The 18,065-nt window shown below is 62.3% G+C and carries 13 protein-coding genes; 5 read left to right on the plus strand and 8 right to left on the minus strand.

Annotated elements, in window-relative coordinates; translation table 11 throughout:
* Positions 1-26 precede the first annotated feature (26 nt).
* On the minus strand, positions 27-737 hold the full coding sequence (locus tag F6X24_RS18265) for a C40 family peptidase (protein WP_191906384.1): 711 nt from the start codon (positions 735-737) through the stop codon (positions 27-29).
* 46 nt (positions 738-783) lie between these two features.
* Here F6X24_RS18265 and F6X24_RS18270 point away from each other — a divergent pair, with 46 nt between their 5' ends.
* Positions 784-2,193, plus strand: coding sequence for an FAD-binding oxidoreductase (locus tag F6X24_RS18270; RefSeq protein ID WP_151089358.1), 1,410 nt, complete (start codon positions 784-786; stop codon positions 2,191-2,193).
* 45 nt (positions 2,194-2,238) lie between these two features.
* Here the strand turns inward: F6X24_RS18270 and F6X24_RS18275 are convergent, their stop codons facing one another.
* Positions 2,239-3,873: an amidase gene (locus tag F6X24_RS18275; RefSeq protein WP_151089359.1), complete on the minus strand. Its 1,635-nt coding sequence runs from the start codon at positions 3,871-3,873 to the stop codon at positions 2,239-2,241.
* A 195-nt stretch (positions 3,874-4,068) separates the two neighbouring features.
* Here F6X24_RS18275 and F6X24_RS18280 point away from each other — a divergent pair, with 195 nt between their 5' ends.
* Complete coding sequence (locus F6X24_RS18280) at positions 4,069-5,373, plus strand: hypothetical protein (RefSeq protein WP_151089360.1); 1,305 nt, start codon at positions 4,069-4,071, stop codon at positions 5,371-5,373.
* Between the two features lie 76 nt (positions 5,374-5,449).
* Here F6X24_RS18280 and F6X24_RS18285 read toward each other — a convergent pair whose 3' ends face one another.
* Positions 5,450-6,448 (minus strand): hypothetical protein, encoded by a 999-nt coding sequence (locus tag F6X24_RS18285; RefSeq protein WP_151089361.1) that lies wholly within the window; start codon positions 6,446-6,448, stop codon positions 5,450-5,452.
* A 99-nt stretch (positions 6,449-6,547) separates the two neighbouring features.
* Between F6X24_RS18285 and F6X24_RS18290 the strand changes: the two genes are divergently transcribed.
* Positions 6,548-7,129 (plus strand): DinB family protein, encoded by a 582-nt coding sequence (locus tag F6X24_RS18290; RefSeq protein WP_151089362.1) that lies wholly within the window; start codon positions 6,548-6,550, stop codon positions 7,127-7,129.
* Between the two features lie 56 nt (positions 7,130-7,185).
* Here F6X24_RS18290 and F6X24_RS18295 read toward each other — a convergent pair whose 3' ends face one another.
* From F6X24_RS18295 to F6X24_RS18305, 3 genes are all read right to left on the minus strand, one after another.
* A complete protein-coding gene (locus F6X24_RS18295) occupies positions 7,186-8,217 on the minus strand; it encodes a M28 family peptidase (protein WP_151089363.1) in 1,032 nt (343 codons plus the stop codon).
* A gap of 130 nt (positions 8,218-8,347) precedes the next feature.
* The gene (cysS, locus tag F6X24_RS18300; protein WP_151089364.1) at positions 8,348-9,859 is read right to left on the minus strand and encodes a cysteine--tRNA ligase; all 1,512 of its coding nucleotides are present in this window, start codon (positions 9,857-9,859) and stop codon (positions 8,348-8,350) included.
* A gap of 219 nt (positions 9,860-10,078) precedes the next feature.
* Positions 10,079-11,221 carry an endonuclease/exonuclease/phosphatase family protein gene (locus F6X24_RS18305; protein ID WP_151089365.1) on the minus strand — a complete coding sequence of 381 codons (1,143 nt, stop codon included), beginning with the start codon at positions 11,219-11,221 and terminating at the stop codon, positions 10,079-10,081.
* A 141-nt stretch (positions 11,222-11,362) separates the two neighbouring features.
* Here F6X24_RS18305 and F6X24_RS18310 point away from each other — a divergent pair, with 141 nt between their 5' ends.
* The gene (locus F6X24_RS18310) at positions 11,363-15,031 is read left to right on the plus strand and encodes a gliding motility-associated C-terminal domain-containing protein (protein ID WP_151089366.1); all 3,669 of its coding nucleotides are present in this window, start codon (positions 11,363-11,365) and stop codon (positions 15,029-15,031) included.
* Between the two features lie 101 nt (positions 15,032-15,132).
* Positions 15,133-15,567, plus strand: coding sequence for a nucleoside deaminase (locus F6X24_RS18315; RefSeq protein ID WP_151089367.1), 435 nt, complete (start codon positions 15,133-15,135; stop codon positions 15,565-15,567).
* Between the two features lie 43 nt (positions 15,568-15,610).
* Here the strand turns inward: F6X24_RS18315 and F6X24_RS18320 are convergent, their stop codons facing one another.
* Both F6X24_RS18320 and F6X24_RS18325 read right to left on the minus strand, forming a co-directional pair.
* Entirely contained in the window at positions 15,611-16,057 is a 447-nt protein-coding gene (locus F6X24_RS18320; RefSeq protein ID WP_191906385.1) for a hypothetical protein, read from the minus strand.
* A gap of 231 nt (positions 16,058-16,288) precedes the next feature.
* Positions 16,289-17,752, minus strand: a complete 1,464-nt coding sequence (locus tag F6X24_RS18325) for a murein hydrolase activator EnvC family protein (RefSeq protein ID WP_229725229.1) — start codon at positions 17,750-17,752, stop codon at positions 16,289-16,291.
* Positions 17,753-18,065: the final 313 nt, after the last annotated feature.

Below are 18,065 nucleotides of genomic sequence, written 5' to 3' on the forward strand. Positions count from 1 at the left end.
ACTTCATTTTTAACTTCACTAAAAACTCACAACTTCGGTCGTACGGCCCGAATGAAGCGGCTCAGGTAATAATCGGCCTCGAAGCTGTTTTCTATCACGCCCAGCGAGGTAGAGGCGTGGATAAACTCGACGCCCTCCTCATCGACTACCGTCACCATGCCAACGTGCGTAATTACCTGTGAGCCGGGGGAGGCGCCAAAAAACAAAAAGTCGCCGGGCCGCAGCTCGGTGGGTTTCACGGGGTCGCCCCAGGCGGCCTGCTCGTTTGATGAGCGCGGGATAGTGATGCCCGCTTCGGCGAATGACAGCTGGAGCAGGGCCGAGCAGTCCATTCCCATGCGGGTGGTGCCGCCAAACAGGTAGGGCGTGCCCTGGTAGGCGCGGGCATTGTCGATGACGCTGGCCAGCACCCCGGTAGCGTTGCCGGTGCGAAAAGGCCGCTTCACCACCACTTTAGTAGTAGTTGCCACGCCGCTACTACCGGCCGTAGTAGTCTTGGTTTTCGTTTTGGCCGCGCTCGGGCCAGCTATCCGCTGGCCGTGCTTCATACGGGCCATGTCGCGGGCCGAGTAGTAGCGCCCGTTAAGCTGGTTAAGCTTGCGCTGGCAGCTGCTGGCCAGCAGCAACAACACCAGCGCCAGGCCATAGTAGCGCTGCCAGGTTGGGTAGGCAGCCGGGCGGCAAGCCGCAATTCGTGCTTTCGCTATTGGCCTTACCTTCGTTTTCTCACTCTGCATTACTGGCAAATATAGCCCGGCGGCTGCCAGCCGTTCTTTTACACGCATGTCATTCAACGCCCTTACTCCCGCGCTAGTATCTGCTTTTGAACAAGTCGTCGGCACGGCGCACGTACTCACGGCCGCCACTACCGAGGCACAGCAGTACGAAAGCTACGGCCGCGACCACACCGAGGACTTCCACTTTGCCCCCGATGTGGTGCTGCGCCCCGGCACTGTGGAAGAAGTAAGCGCCATCCTGAAGCTCTGCCACGAGCACCGCGTGCCGGTTACGGCGCGCGGGGCCGGCACCGGCCTCAGCGGCGGGGCGCTGCCTGTTCACAACGGGGTAGTGCTGAGCATGGAGCGCTTCAATAAAATTCTGAAGATTGACGAGCGCAACCTGCAAGCCACCGTGGAGCCGGGCGTCGTAACCGAGGCGTTTCAGAACGCAGTGCAGGATGTGGGCCTGTTTTACCCGCCCGACCCGGCCAGCAAGGGCTCGTGCTTTTTGGGCGGCAACCTGAGCCAGAGCAGCGGTGGCCCCAAGGCCGTAAAGTACGGCACCACCCGCGACTACGTCCTGAACCTACAGGTAGTATTGCCCACCGGCGATATTATCTGGACCGGTGCCAACACCCTGAAGTATGCCACCGGCTACAACCTCACGCAGCTGATGGTGGGCTCGGAAGGCACGCTGGGTATTATCACCAAGGCGGTATTCCGGCTCCTGCCCTACCCCAAGCACACTATTCTGATGCTGGTGCCCTTCCGGCAGGAGGCGCAGGCGGCCGAGGCGGTGTCGGCGGTGTTCCGGGCCGGGGTTATTCCGTCGGGCATGGAGTTTATGGAGCGCGAGGCCATTGCCTGGTCGTCCGACTACCTGAAAATTCCGCTCACCCTGCCCGAAGACATCACTGCCCACCTGCTCATTGAGCTCGATGGCCAGGACCTTGACGAATTGTATAAGGAGGCCGAGCAGGTGTACGGAGTGCTGGGAGGCTACGATGTAGGCGAAATTCTGCTGGCCGACACAGCCGGGCAGAAGGACGACCTCTGGAAAATCAGGCGCAACATCGGCAATTCGGTGCGCTACAACTCGGTGTATAAGGAGGAAGACACGGTAGTGCCCCGCGCCGAGCTACCTACCCTGCTCAAAGGCGTGAAGGAAATTGGCCAGCGCTACGGCTTCAAAAGCGTGTGCTACGGCCACGCCGGCGACGGCAACCTGCACGTCAACATCATTCGCGGCGCGCTCACCGATGAGCAGTGGAACGTGGGCCTGCGCCAACCCATCTCCGAGATATTCCAGCTCTGCGTGCAGCTCGGCGGCACTATCTCGGGCGAGCACGGCATTGGCCTGGTGCAAAAGCCCTACATGCACATTGCCCTGGCCGAGGCCAACCTGAACCTCATGCGCGGCATCAAGCAGGTATTTGACCCGCATGGCATTCTGAATCCGGGCAAGATATTTTAACTAGTTAGCAGTTAGCAGTTAATAACTGCTAACTGCTAACTAACATTACCCAATCACTGCCTTAAACTCCGGTGCTTTCCGATGCTTGGTAGCCTGCTCGTAAGCATAGCCCAAACCTAATATTTCAGCTTCCTTGTAAGGGCCGCCCACGATGGAAAGCCCGATGGGCAGGCCGTGCACGTAGCCCATGGGCAGCGTCAGGTGTGGGTAGCCGGCCATGGCGGCCGCGCCCGAGTAGCCGGGGCCGGTGTTGTACTCGCCGTTTACGAGGTCGATGCAGGCGGCCGGGCCGGTAGTGATAGCTACGATGCCCGCCAGCCCGCCGTCGGTTTTCAGGGCCGCATCCAGGGCCTGGCGCGAGATATCGACCACCTTGCGCAAAGCCGTCGTGTATTTCTCGGCCGTCAGGCCATCCGTTTTTTCGGCCAGCTCCAGCGTTTCCTGCTGGAAGAAGGGCATCGCCTTGGCCGCGTTGGCTTTGTTGAAGGCAATGACGTCGGCCAGCGTTTTAACCGGAGCTTTGGTATTGGCCAAGTACTTATTTACGCCATCCTTAAACTCGTAGAGCAGCACGTCGAACTCAGCTTCGCCGATGGGCTGGGTGGCGGTGCGCACATCCACTTCGACCATAGTAGCGCCCTGGGCTTTGAGCACGGCCACGGCCTGGCGCAGCAGCTCGCCGCCGGCGGTCTGGCTGGTCAGGTGGCCCTTCTCCACGCCCAGCTTCTGGCCTTTCAGGGCGTCGGGGCGCAGCAGGCGGGTGTAGTCGGCCGCTTTCGCGGGGTTGCTGGCCGATACGGTCACGGCGTCGGCCGGGTCGGGGCCGGCCAGCGCACCCAGCAGCAGGGCCGCGTCGCGCACGCAGCGCGCCATGGGGCCCGCCGTGTCCTGCGTGGCCGAAATGGGAATAATCCCCGTGCGGCTCACCAGCCCCACGGTAGGCTTGAGCCCCACCAGGCCATTCACCGACGAAGGCGACACAATAGAGCCGTTGGTTTCGGTGCCCACGGCTACCGCGCACAAGCTGGCCGACGCGGCCGAGCCCGAGCCGGCGCTGCTGCCGCTGGGCGTGCGGTCGATGACGTACGGGTTGTGCGTCTGGCCACCCCGGCTGCTCCAGCCGCTGGCCGAGTGCGTCGAGCGGAAATTGGCCCACTCGCTCAGGTTAGTTTTTCCCATAATAATGGCCCCGGCCGCCCGCAGCTGCTTGGCCACAAACGAATCGTGGGCGGCGTGGTGGCCGGCCAGCGCCAGCGCCCCGGCCGTGGTCTGCATCTTATCGCCGGTATCAATATTGTCTTTTATCAATACCGGGATGCCGTGCAGCGGGCCGCGCAGCTTGCCGGCCTTGCGCTCTTTGTCGAGGCCATCGGCGATGCTCAGCGCATCGGGGTTTAGCTCAATTACGGCGTTCAGGCCGGGGCCGGCTTTATCGATGGCCGCGATGCGGGCCAGGTACTGCTGGCATAGGCTGCGGCTGGTGGCCTTGCCACTACTCAGCTGCGCCTGCAGGTCGGCGATGGATAGCTCACTAAGCGCAAAAGGAGCAGCAGCTACGGCAGGCTTGCTGTCGGCAGGGGCCAGGGCTGGCGCAGTAGGCGCGGCGGCAGCGGCGAGCGGAAGCAGAGTCGAGGCCAGTGCGGCCTGCGTGCCATGCTGAAGAAATTGGCGGCGTTGCATGAAGGTAAAAAAGCGGCTGATAGGCAAGAGAAGTAAGAAGTCAAAAGTAAGGACACCGACGACGCCCGCAAGGCTGCTGTCCCGCTATTTTCCGAAGCCCGGCAGCCGGGCCGAACACCAGCCGCGCCGGGGCGTATAGGTAAGCAGAGTTGCGCTGCGCGCTATCGACTCCTCCACCCTCTTCTGTCTTTTCTCATGCCTAGCCTCAACGACCAACCCAACGAAATAGCCGGCAACAAACCCACCCAGCCAACCGACAAGCCCGCTGCAGCGGGAGATAATGCGCAGGATGCGCTAGCTAACAGTTCCTTACAACGACCTACCCCCGCCATGCAGCCGGGCACCGATACTACCCAGCCCCCTTCAGGCAAAGAGTTGTTTGCTAGTGAGATGAAAGCTGGCAAAGGAGCCGTAGAGCCCGGCGGCGAACAAGAAAACCGCGAAGCTAATCCGGCCGACCTCACGGCTGCCCCAGCACCGGCCTTGTCTTCGCAGCAGCCCAACATTTATGGCGGCAACTTCGGCAATGATGTGCAGGGCAGCTTTCAGGACCACGACCGGGCCAGCAATCAGCGCAGCGATGCCAACCGGGGCGAATTTGGCGAGCAGGGCACGCAGGGCGCTACCCACGGAGGCTTTGGCAACCAGTACCGCGAGTTTGAGACGGCGGCCGAGCGCCCGGCTGCCGAGGCCAACGAGGAAAAATACTACGGCCAGGGCGCGGCCGCGCCCGGCCCGCAGCACAATGCCTACCGCAACTACGATGGCCGCGACGCCCGGCCCGAGCAGCAGGGCCACGCCGTGCGTGATACCCCGGCGCCGACGAGCATCGACTTTGGCGACACCAGCGCTCCCAGGCAGCAGCCTACCGATGGCCGCGGCAATACGCAGGACAATCGCAACCTGCCCGACAAAACCGGGGAAGTGGCGGCCTTTCAGAATGATAATGGGGCGCCTACCGTGGGTGGCGCCTACGCGGCCGACTACGGCCATACCTCGGGCGTGGGCCTGCCGGCCGGCACTACCGATAACCACGTAGAGGCGGGCGTAGCCGGCCGCAATCAGCACGAGGACCAGCGCTCTTCGCGTGGGGGCTACGACAACCAGGGCAGCCAGGGCGGTGCGCCCGCCGGCCAGGGAGCCGCCGCGCCCGTCAACTCGCCCGATGCGCTGCAAAACCCCGGCTATGGCTACGGCCACGCCCGCAGCGAAGAGGCCCAGCCCGGCAATCCTCAGACCGGCGACTCGCGCAACGGCTTCGGCCCCTCCGGCTCGAAGGAAGGCAATACCAGCCAGGGCTTTGGGTCCAAGGGGGGCTCTTACGACGACCACAATCCTGGCGCTCGTCCTGCCGAGCAGGATGCAGTTACCACCCAGGATAAAGCCGGCAATTATGGTCAGGAAAACCGGGCCGACTTTCGCCCCGCAGAAAACGACCAGCCCAAGGATGGCGACTACGGTCCTACACCCCGCCGCAACGGTGGGCGGGACGAAGCCTGAGTAAACAGGTTGAGGACTTGGCTTGACTGTGCTGCTCGGTAAGTTAGCACAGTCAAGCCAAGTCCCCAACCTGTTTCTAGCGATGCACCTTCATATCAATATCGTACTTATACTTTGGCGGGCCGCCCAGCGGCACGGCGAAGAACGGCAGGGCGGTATCGTACTGGTCAGTGACGTAGAAAACCACGTCGTTGAACGTGGTGGCCTTGCTTACCAGCCGAAAATCGAGGGATAAGCCAAACTCTTTGGGGTCGATGGGCAGCACGCTGCTCGTCCATTGGCCATCGCCGCTGACCGGCGCGGAATGGCCGTTTTTGGCAATGCTGAAGATAGTAAGCGTAGCCGAGTTGTCGACATCAAAGTTGCTTTGCTTGATGCTGACCACGTGCTCGCTGGCAAACGGGTAGAGATGCACCGTAACGGGCCGGCCCGTGGGTGGCGCGGCCGGAATGCGAAAGCAATACTCGTAGGTGAAGGCGTTGCCGCCCGGAATGGGCACGTTCAGATTGGGGCTGCTACTCAGAAAAAAGCGATAAAGATTGCCGTCATTGCCGCTGACGCCCCGCACCACTACCTTATACACATACCCCTGAAACTGCTCGACCAGCTCGCCTTCCAGCGGGTTGAGCGGGCCGAAGGTGAAGTAGCCGCCATCGTAGGCCGGCTCCACGCCAAAGGTCTGCTGCTTGATTAGCCGGCCGCTGGGCGGTCCGGCCGGGCTGGCCGGGCGCGGGTCGGTAGCTCCTTTGGCCGAGTGCGTGCCCGGCCCGCCATACAGGCTGAACTCGGTACGGGTGTTAAACTGCCCCACTTTCGCATCGAGCTGGCCGCCACAATCGGGGTCAAATACCCGGATGTAGATGGGCCGCCGCTCGGTAGCGGGCACCAGAAAGAAGAACGTCTGGGTAAAGTCGTCGTCGCCGCTCGTGACGGGCGCCTGCGGGCCGAAGGTGACCAGGCTCTCAATTTTCTCCCCCGGATTTGGTACGGCCTGGGCGGCGGCTCCGGCCACTGCCCCGAGTAATAATCCCAGTAACCCCAGCACACGATTCAGGCAGAAAGCATAAGAGCGCATAATCGGAAGCAAAAAGCCAGTGCAGAACTAGGGTATTATCCCGGGCTTCGCCGTAATATTACAACTCAAACGTTCCGTTCTGATTGCTATTCTTTCGCTATGAGTGCTTCCGCACGCGACACTAACGAGTTTTTCGACCAGCTTACCAACCAGGTGCTGGCCCTGCGCGTGCTCTCTCACCAACGCCTGCGTCCGCTCACCTCCGAGCAGCTCAACCGCCGCCCGGCCTTCGATAAATGGAGCGCGGCTCAATGTCTGGAGCATTTAAATATAGTAAATGGATATTATTTACCCAACTTAAAAGCGCGCCTGCGGCTAGCGCAGGCCAGTGGCTCGGTAGCCGGCGCCCAGGTGCGCAGCGGCTGGCTGGGACGTTACTTTACGGCTACTGCCCAACGCAACAATGGCCTGGGCGACAATCTCTTGCGCCGCCCCAAACAGTTTGCGCCCACTGGGGTGCGTCTTACCGGCACCGTAGTAGAGGCCTTTAACCGCCAGCTCGACGAGCTGCTGCGCCTGCTGCTGCTGGCCCGCCAGGTAGATGCCGGCACGGTGCGCATCCCCAACCCGCTGTATCCGTGGCTGCGCCTGCGCCTCACCGATGTGTTTGAGGCGCTGGTTACCCACATGCAGCGCTACGTAAAGCAGGCCGAGCAGGCCGCCATCGCTACCAGGAAATAAGGAATGGGGGGACTGTCGTTCTGTGTTCTTGCACGACAGTCCTCCCATTACGCTATTTACTCATCATAAAGCACCTGTAGCACCGTCTGCCCCACCGCTTTCATCGTCTTGCGGTCGATGATGCTCATATTGTCGGCCGTGGTGTGGTGGTAGGCCGGGAAGTAGTCACCGCCGTAGGGCGGGTGGTCGTAGATATCGACCGTCGGGATGCCCGCCTGGCTGGTATATACATGGTCGTCGAGGATTTCGCCGGTGTCGGAGAACAGGAAATAATCGGAATAGCCAATCTTAGCGGCCGTATTCCAGATTTTATCTACTACCGAGCGGGCATTTTTCAGCGAGGCCCCTTCGCGGGTAAAGCGCCCCCCTTTGGCCCCCACCATATCAAACAGAATGCCGTACTCGGCTTTATAGCCGGCCGGCAGCAGGTGTTTGGCCCAGTACTGCGAGCCGAGGCACCACGAGTCGGTACCACTGCCGGCGAGCTGGTTTTTCACGTCGGCCTGGGTCGTATCATCGTGGCCCCAGTCTTCGGCATCAACCAGAATAATATCCACGCCGACGTTGGGCGCCAGGCTGGCCGGCTGCAGGCTGAGCACGCGGGCTATTTCGAGGGCCGTGGCCACGGCGCTGGCCCCGTCGCTGGCCCCGTCCATGGGGGCATTTTTGTGCTGCTTGTCGGCGTCGGCAAAGGGGCGGGTGTCCCAGTGGGCAAACAGGGCTACACGCCGGGCCGCCGCGGGCTGGTATTGGGCAATGATGTTGCGGCCGCTAATCTGCACTCCATCAAACGTCATGGCCTGAAAAGGCTGCTCATGCACCGTCAGGCCAAAGCTTTTCAGCTTCGCCACCAGGTAGTTGCCGCAGGCCGTATGGGCCGGCTTGTTGGGCACGCGCGGACCAAACGCTACCTGCTTGGCGGTGTAAGCATAGGCCGAGTCGGCGTTGAAGGCGGGCACCTTGGGGGCTTTAGTAGCCGCCGGCTGGCTGGCCGCGGTGGTTTCGGCCGGCTTTTCGGAGGGGCAGGCCGTGAGCAGGGCTAAGCCAGACGCGGCGAGCAAAGAGTAGCGAAGGGGTTGGAAACGCATAAAATTATGACTGTCATCCTGAGCTGGCGAAGGACCTTATCACGCCCGCGCCGCATTGAGTAGTAGGCTGATGAAAGCCGCCGTGATAAGATGCTTCCTTCGTCAGCAGACAAATTTTTGCTGGTAGGCGCTACTCCTCGCTATAGGCCCACTCGACGCCGGTTTTGGTGTCTTTAATTACAATGCCCTGCCCTTTAAGCGCAGTGCGAATCTGGTCGACCTTATCGTAAGCTTTCTCCGACTTGGCTTCTTGGTAAAACCCCAGGGCCAGGGCCAGCAGGTCTTCGGCGCTGGCGCGGGGCTCGTCGCGCAGGCCCAGAATGTCGCTAACCACGGTGCGGTAGGCGGCGGCGGCTTCGGCTACGGCTTCGGGGCTTACTTCGGCCAGGGCGGCGGGGCTGGCCGCCAGGGTGTTGAAGCGCTTGAGCAGGTCGAACACGGCGGCCACGGCGCGGGGCGTATTGAGGTCGTCGTTGAGAAAGTCGAAGGGCTTGGCAGCCAGCGCGGTTAGCTGCTGGCTGTTGGCAGCCAGCTTTTGCTCGTCAATTTTTAGCTCTTCACTTTTAACCGTTAACTTCCCACTGTCCAGCAGCCGCAGGCCGTTCATGAGCTTGCGGAAGCCCTTGCGCGCCGCTTGCAGGGCCTCGTCGGAAAGGTCGATGGGCGAGCGGTACTGCGCCTGCAAGAAGAAGAAGCGTAGCGTCATGGGCGAATACGCCTGCGAGAGCACGGCGCTCTGCCCCTGAAACATCTCATTCAGGGTCACGAAGTTGCCCAGCGATTTGCTCATCTTCTGGCCGTTCACGGTCAGCATATTGTTGTGCAGCCAGAAGCGAGCGCCGGTGCCGGGGGTGTTAGAGGCCTCGTTCTGAGCAATTTCGCACTCGTGGTGCGGAAACATCAAATCCAGGCCGCCGCCGTGAATATCGAACTCAGCCCCGAGGTATTTCCGGCTCATGGCCGAGCATTCGAGGTGCCAGCCGGGAAAGCCTTCGCCCCAGGGCGAGGGCCAGCGCATGAGGTGCTCGGGGGCCGCATTTTTCCAGAGCGCAAAGTCGGTGGGCGAGCGTTTTTCGTCTTGCCCGGCCAGCTCGGCGCGCGTGTTGGCCAGCAGCTCTTCTACCACGCGGCCCGAAAGGCGGCCGTAGTTCAGGCCCTCGGCGTTGTACCTGGGCACGTCGAAATACACCGAGCCATTGACCTCATAGGCCAGGCCCCGACCGATAATTTCGGTAATCAGGCCGATTTGCTCGGTGATGTGGCCGCTGGCCTGGGGCTCGATATCGGGCGGCAGGCAGCCGAGGGCGGCCATGGCCTGGCGGTAGCGCACGGTATAGTGCTGGGCTACCTGCATGGGTTCCAGCTTCTGGGCGCGGGCCGCTTTGGCAAGTTTATCCTCTCCCTCATCGCTATCGCCTACCAGGTGGCCGACGTCGGTGATATTGCGCACGTAGCGCACCTGGTAGCCCAGGTAGCGCAGGTAGCGGGTAAGCACATCGAACACAATTGGCCCGCGCGCGTTGCCCAGGTGCGCATCGTTGTAAACCGTGGGGCCGCACAGGTACAGGCCCACCAGCGGCGGGTGCAGGGGCTCAAAATTTTCCTTCTTGCGGGACAGCGTGTTATAGAGCGTCAGCGACATGGACAGTAGTAAACAATAAGCAGCAAGCCGCTTTTAGCGGCGGCTCCCGGCGCGGAGTGATGTAGATGACCGAACGGCGAAGGTGCGGCAAAGTTCAGTAGAAATGGCTGAGTATCGGTCATGGCGAGTGCCGCGACGCAGCCGCGCTCGTATGGGTTGTCTGGGTAGCATACCGCTGCTGCGCTCACACTAACGGATGCTCAGGCGTTATTTCATAGCTCAATTTTTCAACTCATAGACCGCCTCCACCGGAAAATGGTCGGAATACGGAATTTCGGTGTGGATACGACAGCCCAGCACCTGCCACGGCGAGCCAGCAAACTGCTGGTCGATGCGCAGTAGCGGCGGCAGGCTGCCGTGGTACGTATTGCCGGGCCCGAAGCCGGTAGTGGCCCAGGCATTCTGCAGCTGCCCGGCCAACACCGTATAGGCATAAGAATAGGGCACATCGTTGAAATCACCAGCCAGCAGCACCGGGTAGGGCGCGCGCCGGATGTGCGCCAGCAGGGTATCGGCCTGCCAGGCCCGGGCGGCGGCCCCGCGAATAAAGCGACCAAGCAAGCCCCGCCCCTTGCTCTCGAAGCCGGCTTTGGAAGAGCTGGCTTTTACCAGGTCGCTCTCGTCGATGCTCATACTCTGGAGGTGGGCGTTGAAAATCCGGACGGTGTCGAGCGGGCCGGGGCCGGCCACATCGACCCACATGGCGTGGTTCTGACTAAGGCGACCGAAGGCGATTTCGCCGCGCCCTACAATGGGGAAGCGCGAAAAAATAGCCAAGCCAAACTGCGCGCCACTGCTGTTCGTCAGGCTTTTGGAAACGAATACCTGTCGGCCGCTCTCGGCCCCGACGCGCTCCCCCACCCGAAACAGACTGCCATCGGCCGAGCGGGTACCGGGCGGCTCCTGATAAAACTCCTGCAGGCACAGCACATCGGCCCGGCTGGCGGCCAGCCAGCTGATAAAGTTGGCCGGCGCGGCAGGGTCGGGCTTACGCAGCTGCGCATACACGTTGAAAATGCGCACGTTGGCCGAAAGCAGCCGCAGGGTGGCTCTAGGCCGGCCTTGCTGCGCAAGGGGGTCGCTTACGTAGCCCGATGCCAGAGCCCGCAAGCCGGCTGCGTGTAGCGGCAGTCCGCGCTGCACCTGGGGCCAGGCCAGCACCAGCACGACCAGCGGCAGCAGCGTGATGCGCTGCCGGCGCAACGCCCAGTATAGCGCCGTCAAACCGGTAAGCACCAGCCACAGCGGCACCGTGAGCGCCAGCAGCGGAGCCAGTGAAAACTGCCGGCCCGGCACCCGCTCGGCCGCTACGCTCAGCAGCAGACCAAGCAGCACCAGCAGGGTAAAACGATGGGAAAGCAAACGGCGCACAGCAAGCCAGCAGCGCATCAGCACGCCTTGGGCACGGCAAAAATACGGCGACGGCGCGGGCGGGCCGCGCCGATAGTCAGGGCTTGGCCACCACAGCTTAGCTTTACGCGTGCGCCTTATATAGTATTTGCTATGTCGAAAAAAATCTACGCCATTTTATGCCTCCTGGTAGCACTTAGCGGCCCGGTCCGGGGGCAGCGGGCCGCTGCGCCAGCCATTATGCCCACCCTACCACCCGAAACCCCGGCAAGCCTGGAGTTTGTACCGAACAAAGGGCAGTGGCCGGCCGCCGTGCGCTATGCGGCTGCCGTGCCCGGCGGGCACCTGTGCCTGGAGCCAGGCGGCCTGCACTATATATTGCTACAGCACGTTGAGCACCCCCAGCCCTGGAAGGGCGGCACCGCAGGCCCGGCGGCCACCTCGGCGGCCGGCATTGGGGCGGCGGGCGCCGGGCCTGCGGGAGCCATCCGGGGCCACCAGCTGCGGGTGCGCTTTGTAGGAGCTGATACCACCACCAGCCTTACCCCGGCTGAGGCTACCGGCGAGGTACGCAACTACCTGCACGGCAGCGATGCCACCCAGTGGGCGAGCGCCGTGCCCAGCTACCGGCAGGTGCGCTACCAGGCTCCCTGGCCGGGCATTGCCACCCGCTTTTACGAGAATGCAACCCAGCACCTCGAATACGACTTTGAGGTGGCGGCCGGCGCGTATGCCGGCCGGGTACAGCTGCGCTATGAGGGAGCCACCCGGCTGGCCCTCAGCCCAGATGGCCAGCTGCACGTGGGCACCACAGTGGGCAGCCTCACCGAGCTGGCGCCGCACGCCTATCAGCTTGACCCGGCTACTGGCAGCCGCCGCGCGGTGGCCTGCCGCTACCGCCTGAACACCGCCGAAGCGCGGGTATCGTTCGAGCTCGGGGCCTACGACCACAGCCGGCCCCTGGTCATCGACCCTACGGTCGTGTTCTCTACCTATTCGGGAGCCAAGGGCAGCAACTGGGGCTTCACGGCTACCTACGATGCAGCCGGCAACCTGTATTCGGGCGGCATTGTGCTGGATGATATGCTAGCCCTCCCCAGCTATCCTACCACCCCGGGCGCGTTTCAGACCTCGTTCAGTGGCGTGATAGATATAGCCCTTATCAAATATAACCCCGCCGTTAACGGGCCCGCGGCGCGGTTGTGGGCTACTTACCTGGGCGGCAACCGCGACGACTTTCCAAGCAGTCTGGTCGTAAATGCCCGAAATGAGCTACTGCTGCTGGGTAGCACTTCCTCAACCAATTTTCCCACTACCGATGGGGCCGTGCAGCGCGGGTTTGCGGGAGGGCAGTCGGTAGACCCTTTTGGCTATGCCCCGGCCGCTATCTACCGGGTAGCCAGCGGCACCGATATGGTGATAGCCCGCCTGAGTGCCGACGGCGGGTCGCTGCTGGCTGCTACGTACCTGGGCGGCAGCGGCAACGATGGCATCGCCGCGTACAACCCCATTTCGACGGTGCGGCAACTGCCTCAAAACTACGGCGATGCGCTGCGCGGCGACATTTTGACCGATGCCCAGGGCAATGTGTACGTGGCCTCCGTTAGCAGCTCCGGCAACTTTCCGACCACGGCGAGCGGCTTTGGGCGCACCTACCAGGGCGGCTCCTGCGATGCGGTAGTGTGCAAGCTCTCGCCCAACCTCAACAGCCTGCTATGGAGCGGCTTTTTGGGCGGCACGGCCGCTGATGCGGCTTACTCGGTGCAGCTCGACGCGCAGGGCAACGTGTACGTAGGCGGCGGCACGCTCAGCGCCAGCCTGCCGGGCACGGCAACCGGCTGGCAGCCCCGCAATGCGGGCAGCGTCGACGGCTTCGTGGCTCGTATCGCGGCCGATGGCAGCGCGGTGCAGCGGGCTACCTTCCTGGGTACCAGCAGCTACGACCAGGTGTTTTTTGTGCAGTTGGGCAGCGATGGCGGAGTGTATCTATTGGGCCAGACGCTGGGCAGCTGGCCGGTAAGCCCCGGCGTGTACAACAACGCCGGTAGCCGGCAGTTTATCCAAAAGCTTAGCCCCGACCTGGATAAGTCGCTGCTGAGTACGGTGTTTGGCAGCGGGCGCGCTACTATTGATATTTCGCCCACGGCCTTTTTGGTTGACCAGTGCGACCGGGTCTATGCCTGCGGCTGGGGCGGCATGGTAAACCAACAGGCGTATAGCTACTATGGCAATGGCTCGCCCAATGCCTCTAATGGCTTCACTGATGGCCTGCCTACGACCCCCAATGCCGTACGCACCGTACCCGACACGCCGGGCAACGGCTCCGATTTTTACCTGGCGCAGTTTGCCCCCGGCCTTGCCCAGCTGAGCTACGCCACGTTCTACGGCGACCCCACTCCTTTTTCGGAAGGCGACCACGTCGACGGAGGCTCTTCGCGCTTTGACCCGCGCGGCGTGGTGTACGCGGCGGCCTGCTCGTGCAGCAACCTGAACGGCTTTCCGGTACCTCCAGGGGCTTATTCGTACTCGCCCACCAATGGGCGGGCTGATTTTAACTTCTGTAACAACGCCGCTTTCAAGCTAAATTTTGAGCCGACGGTAGCAATGGTCGGTCCGGGCCAGACAGTATGCGACACTTCCCCTCCGCTACGGCTAAGCGGCACGCCTGCGGGTGGCACCTGGACGGGCCCGGGCGTATCGGGCTCGGTAGCTACGGGCTTTATTTTTACGCCCAGCCTGGCGCTGGCCGGCAATCAGCAGCTCACCTACAGTGTGCCGGGCGTTACGAGCGCCTGCAGCGCCTCCGCCACGCTTACCATAGTGGTGGGCACGCGCGTACCGGCCAGCGCGGCGGCCCTGCCTACCCTGTGTGCCAATGCCAGCCCCCTGCCCCTCACCACCGGCCGCCCCGGCGGGGGCACCTGGGCCGGGCCGGGCGTGAGCAGCCCCAGCCCCGGCACCTATGTATTTACGCCCAGTACTGCCCTGGTAGGCACCCAGACGCTTACGTACTCGCTGGCGGCTTCCAGCAGCTGCGGTAGCCAGGCGAGCCAGGCTACGGCTACCGTGCAGGTACTGCCCATTGCCAACGTAATTGTGCCGCCCGATACCATTCTGTGCCCCGGCAGCACCCAGGCGTTTCGCCTGCGCGCTACGCCGGCGGGCGGCACCTGGAGCGGGCCGGGGCTGTCGGCCAATGGCGCTGTTTTTACGCCTCCCGGTATCGGCACTTTTGCCCTGACCTATACCGTTAACGCCAGCTCGGCCTGCCCGGTAGCACTGACGCGCCGCATTACGCTGCTGCCCGAGCCGGTGCTGGCTCCCGTACTGGTGCCGGCCGCCTGCGTACCCTCCGATGTAGCGCCGCTGGTGGTACATTTCAGCCAGCCGGCGGCGGGGCTGCCGGCAGATGCTGTGCTAAGCTGGAATTTTGGCGATGACAGCACGACCGTGACTACCGGCCCCGACGTTACGCATACCTATCGCCGGGCCGGCACTTTTCGGCCCCGCGTAACGGTAGCATTTAATCAGAATCGTTGCGGGCGCACCCTGAGCCTGCCTCCCATAAAGGTGCAGGATATGTTCATTCCGAATATATTCACGCCCAACGGCGACAATCACAACGACTTGTTTGTCACGCGCCTGGGTGGGTGCCCGCCCCGCCTCCAGGTATTTTCCCGCTGGGGCCAGCAAGTGTACGAAAATGCGGCTTACCAAAACACCTGGGACGGCACCGGGCTGGCTCCCGGTCTGTATTATTACCTGCTTACCCCACCCGACGGCGGCACGCCAATCAAGGGCTGGGTAGAGCTAATCAGATAAGCAGGCCAGCAATTACCAGGCAATAGAGCCGGGCACGGCCGGCGTCGGCAAGCTCAGGATGCCGTTCTTTACTCACTGTTCACTAATAACGGTACCTAAAAATGGATATTTTCATGCAGGCCGCCATCGACGAGGCGCGGCAGGGCCGCCGCGAGGGTGGCATCCCGATTGGCTCGGTGCTGGTACGCGGCCAGGAAATAGTAGGCCGCGGCCACAACAAGCGCGTGCAAGACCTCGACCCCATCGCCCACGGCGAAATGGATGCCCTACGCAATGCCGGCCGCCAGCGTACCTACCGCGATACGGTGCTCTATACCACACTCATGCCCTGCTACATGTGCGCCGGCACTATCGTGCAGTTTAAAATCCCAAAGGTGATAGTTGGCGAAGCCCAGACCTTCGGCGAATCACTCGATTTCCTGCACTCACACGGCGTGGAAGTCGAAATCCTCAACTCGCCCGAGTGCGTGGAGCTGATGCGCGAGTTTATCGCCGCCGAGCCCACACTCTGGAACGAGGATATTATGGAGCTGTAAGCCGGGGCTATTTACACAACTGCTAGTTGGGCAGCTGCCTTTTTTAAGGAGCTGTGGCCGGACTGGCAGCTTGTACCCGAACATACTCTGAATTTATGGCACAGCCGGTACCGGTGGTCAGGTATAGTTTGTTGGTCGTCAGCTCCGTCACATACTGCACCCGATAGTAGGCCTGGCCAGAGGGAGAATTATAGCTTTTGGTAAGCAATACCGTCATAGCTGGGCCACCCTGGTAAGCTGGCCGGGTAATGAGGCGAAACGTACTGGTGAGCGTAGGCTTGCCGTTAAGATACTCTGTATATGTACTATCGGGTCCAAATACGCTGCGAATATCCTGGCTGGCTGGCACCGGGTCCATCTTCCCCGTAATGCCCCCGCCGGAAACCGCCAGCCGCCATTCGCCGCGCACGGTAACGGGGCCGTTCTCAAAATCATTTTCACTACCTGCCGTTTTTTGGCAAGCTGTGAGGCTGGCACAAGTAGCCGCCACTAGCAGAGATATACGTAGTGTTTTCAGCATATTACAGTGGGACCCGGCTAATTGTGCCGACTACGAGGAGAGTACAACTATTGCCTATATAGTTGCAAGGTTGTCGTAAGATTATTGCACCTATTCAGGAAATAGGCCGGACAGCTATACCGAGCGGGGGTGTAGGACTACTTGAGCAAGCCGACAGGGTGTGCTGGCAGCACTTCCGGAACCGCGCTAAGCTACTTATCGCTACTTCCGCCCCAGCCAGCTCTCGGGGTTGAGGTTGGCCGAGTTGCGCCACACCTGAAACTGCACCTGGGTAGTGCCGTCGGCATCGGTGGCGGCGGTGCCGATGGCCTGGCGGGCATCTACCTGCTCGCCTTCGTGCACACTCACCGAGCGCAGCCTGGCATACACCGTGAAGTATTCGCCGTGCTGAATCATGACGATGGTGTTCATGCCCGGCACCTGAGCCACCGTGAGCACCCGGCCCGCAAATACCGAGCGTACGGCCTCACCCTCATTGGTTTGAATATCGACGCCCCGGTTATCGACCGTGACGTGCTTGAGCACGGGGTGCGGATGCCGCCCAAAGTGCTGGGCCAGAAAGCCCCGCGCCACCGGCCAGGGCAGCCGCCCCCGGTTGCCGGCAAAATTCGAGGACAGGACCGACGTTTCGGGCGTGAGGGCTACGCGGCTGGCCCGCCGGTCGGCCACGGTTTCTTCGGGCGCGTCGCTTTCGGGGTTGGCGCCCGAGTCGTCTTCTTTCGCCGTTAGCTCCTGGCCAGTAGCAGCGGCTGGCTCATCGGCATGGGCCACGGGTGCGCTGCTGGAGGCACCGTGCCGCCGGGTAGCTGCCGTGTGGGCCGCCCGGCGGCGGGCAGCCACGGCGGCCAGGCGGGCGGCGTGGGCAGCGCGGGCTATCTCCTCGCGCACGCGCTGGGCAATGAGGTCATCGAGCCGCGCCACGGCCTGCTGGCGCTCGGCCAGCTCCTGGCGCAGGCCCTGCTCCTGCTGGCTGAGCTGCTGCACTACCTCATCCTGCTCGGTTTTGAGGCCCAGCAGGTTGCGGTTTTCGACTAGCTGGTTGGTAAGCAGGCTTTTCTGGCGCTGGCGCTGCTGCGTGAGGCCGTCGAGCTGGTGGCTGAGCTGCTGCTGTGCCCCCAGAATGCGCAGGGCCTGCTTCTGGCGCTCCTCGGTGTACTGGCGCACGTAGCGCAGGCGCAGCACAAACTGGTTGAACGAATCCGAGGCAAACAAAAACATGAGCTGGTTGAAGCCGCTGCTGGTTTTGGAGGCCGCGTACATCAGCCTGGCATACTCGGCCTTGAGGTTGGCCAGCTGCTCCTGGGTAGTCAGCACCTGCTTCACCGTCTGGTGCACGTTGGTTTCGATGCCTTGCAGCTGGGTCGAGATATGCTGAATCTGGCCCTGCTTCTCGGTCAGCTTTTCCTTGATAACGTTGAGCTGGCCCAGCGTCGCCTGCTTTTTTTGGGTGGTCTGGGTCAGCACCTTGCCGGCTTCCTGGATGCGGGCCAGGTTGGCCTGGCGCTCGCGCTCCAGCTGGGCCTTGCTCCTGGTGCGCGGGTGGCGGCTGGCCGTGCGGGCCGGCCGCGTCGATTTTTTGGCGGGCCGATGGCGCTGCGCCACGGCCGGCCCCGCCAGCAGCAATAGCAGCCAGACCGCCAGAAAACGCAGCGTAGAAAAAGGCAAAGGAACCGACACGAAGAGAGTAAGGTGGCAGTGGGCAAGCTACCGCCCCGCAAAATAACGCACGAACGCCGGGCCGGTCACCGCAGCGGCCGGGCCAATCGGTCAGCTGCTGCCTGAAGGAGGAGTAATCGGGGTTCGGGCAACAAACTTCTAAAGTCCCGCAGCGTACGCTGGCTTCTGTGGCTTTCCAAAACCCCAGGGCACTTTTTTACGACCCAATAGCTGGCAAGCTACCCAACTTAAAAGTCTGATGCCGCAACATTCTCTGTTGGGGCGGCCATTGCGTTGCGCTACGTTTGCCTGACCTGTTTTC

This window comes from Hymenobacter baengnokdamensis (assembly GCF_008728635.1).
In the GTDB taxonomy this organism is placed as follows: domain Bacteria; phylum Bacteroidota; class Bacteroidia; order Cytophagales; family Hymenobacteraceae; genus Hymenobacter; species Hymenobacter baengnokdamensis.

What these genes read in the sequence shown, in the direction of transcription:
- F6X24_RS18270 (WP_151089358.1), top strand. Translation starts at nt 784, where the DNA reads ATGTCATTCAACGCCCTTACTCCCGCGCTAGTATCTGCTTTTGAACAA.
- F6X24_RS18285 (WP_151089361.1), bottom strand. Translation starts at nt 6,448, where the DNA reads ATGCGCTCTTATGCTTTCTGCCTGAATCGTGTGCTGGGGTTACTGGGA.
- F6X24_RS18315 (WP_151089367.1), top strand. Translation starts at nt 15,133, where the DNA reads ATGGATATTTTCATGCAGGCCGCCATCGACGAGGCGCGGCAGGGCCGC.
- cysS (WP_151089364.1), bottom strand. Translation starts at nt 9,859, where the DNA reads ATGTCGCTGACGCTCTATAACACGCTGTCCCGCAAGAAGGAAAATTTT.
- F6X24_RS18290 (WP_151089362.1), top strand. Translation starts at nt 6,548, where the DNA reads ATGAGTGCTTCCGCACGCGACACTAACGAGTTTTTCGACCAGCTTACC.
- F6X24_RS18295 (WP_151089363.1), bottom strand. Translation starts at nt 8,217, where the DNA reads ATGCGTTTCCAACCCCTTCGCTACTCTTTGCTCGCCGCGTCTGGCTTA.
- F6X24_RS18265 (WP_191906384.1), bottom strand. Translation starts at nt 737, where the DNA reads ATGCAGAGTGAGAAAACGAAGGTAAGGCCAATAGCGAAAGCACGAATT.
- F6X24_RS18280 (WP_151089360.1), top strand. Translation starts at nt 4,069, where the DNA reads ATGCCTAGCCTCAACGACCAACCCAACGAAATAGCCGGCAACAAACCC.
- F6X24_RS18275 (WP_151089359.1), bottom strand. Translation starts at nt 3,873, where the DNA reads ATGCAACGCCGCCAATTTCTTCAGCATGGCACGCAGGCCGCACTGGCC.
- F6X24_RS18310 (WP_151089366.1), top strand. Translation starts at nt 11,363, where the DNA reads ATGTCGAAAAAAATCTACGCCATTTTATGCCTCCTGGTAGCACTTAGC.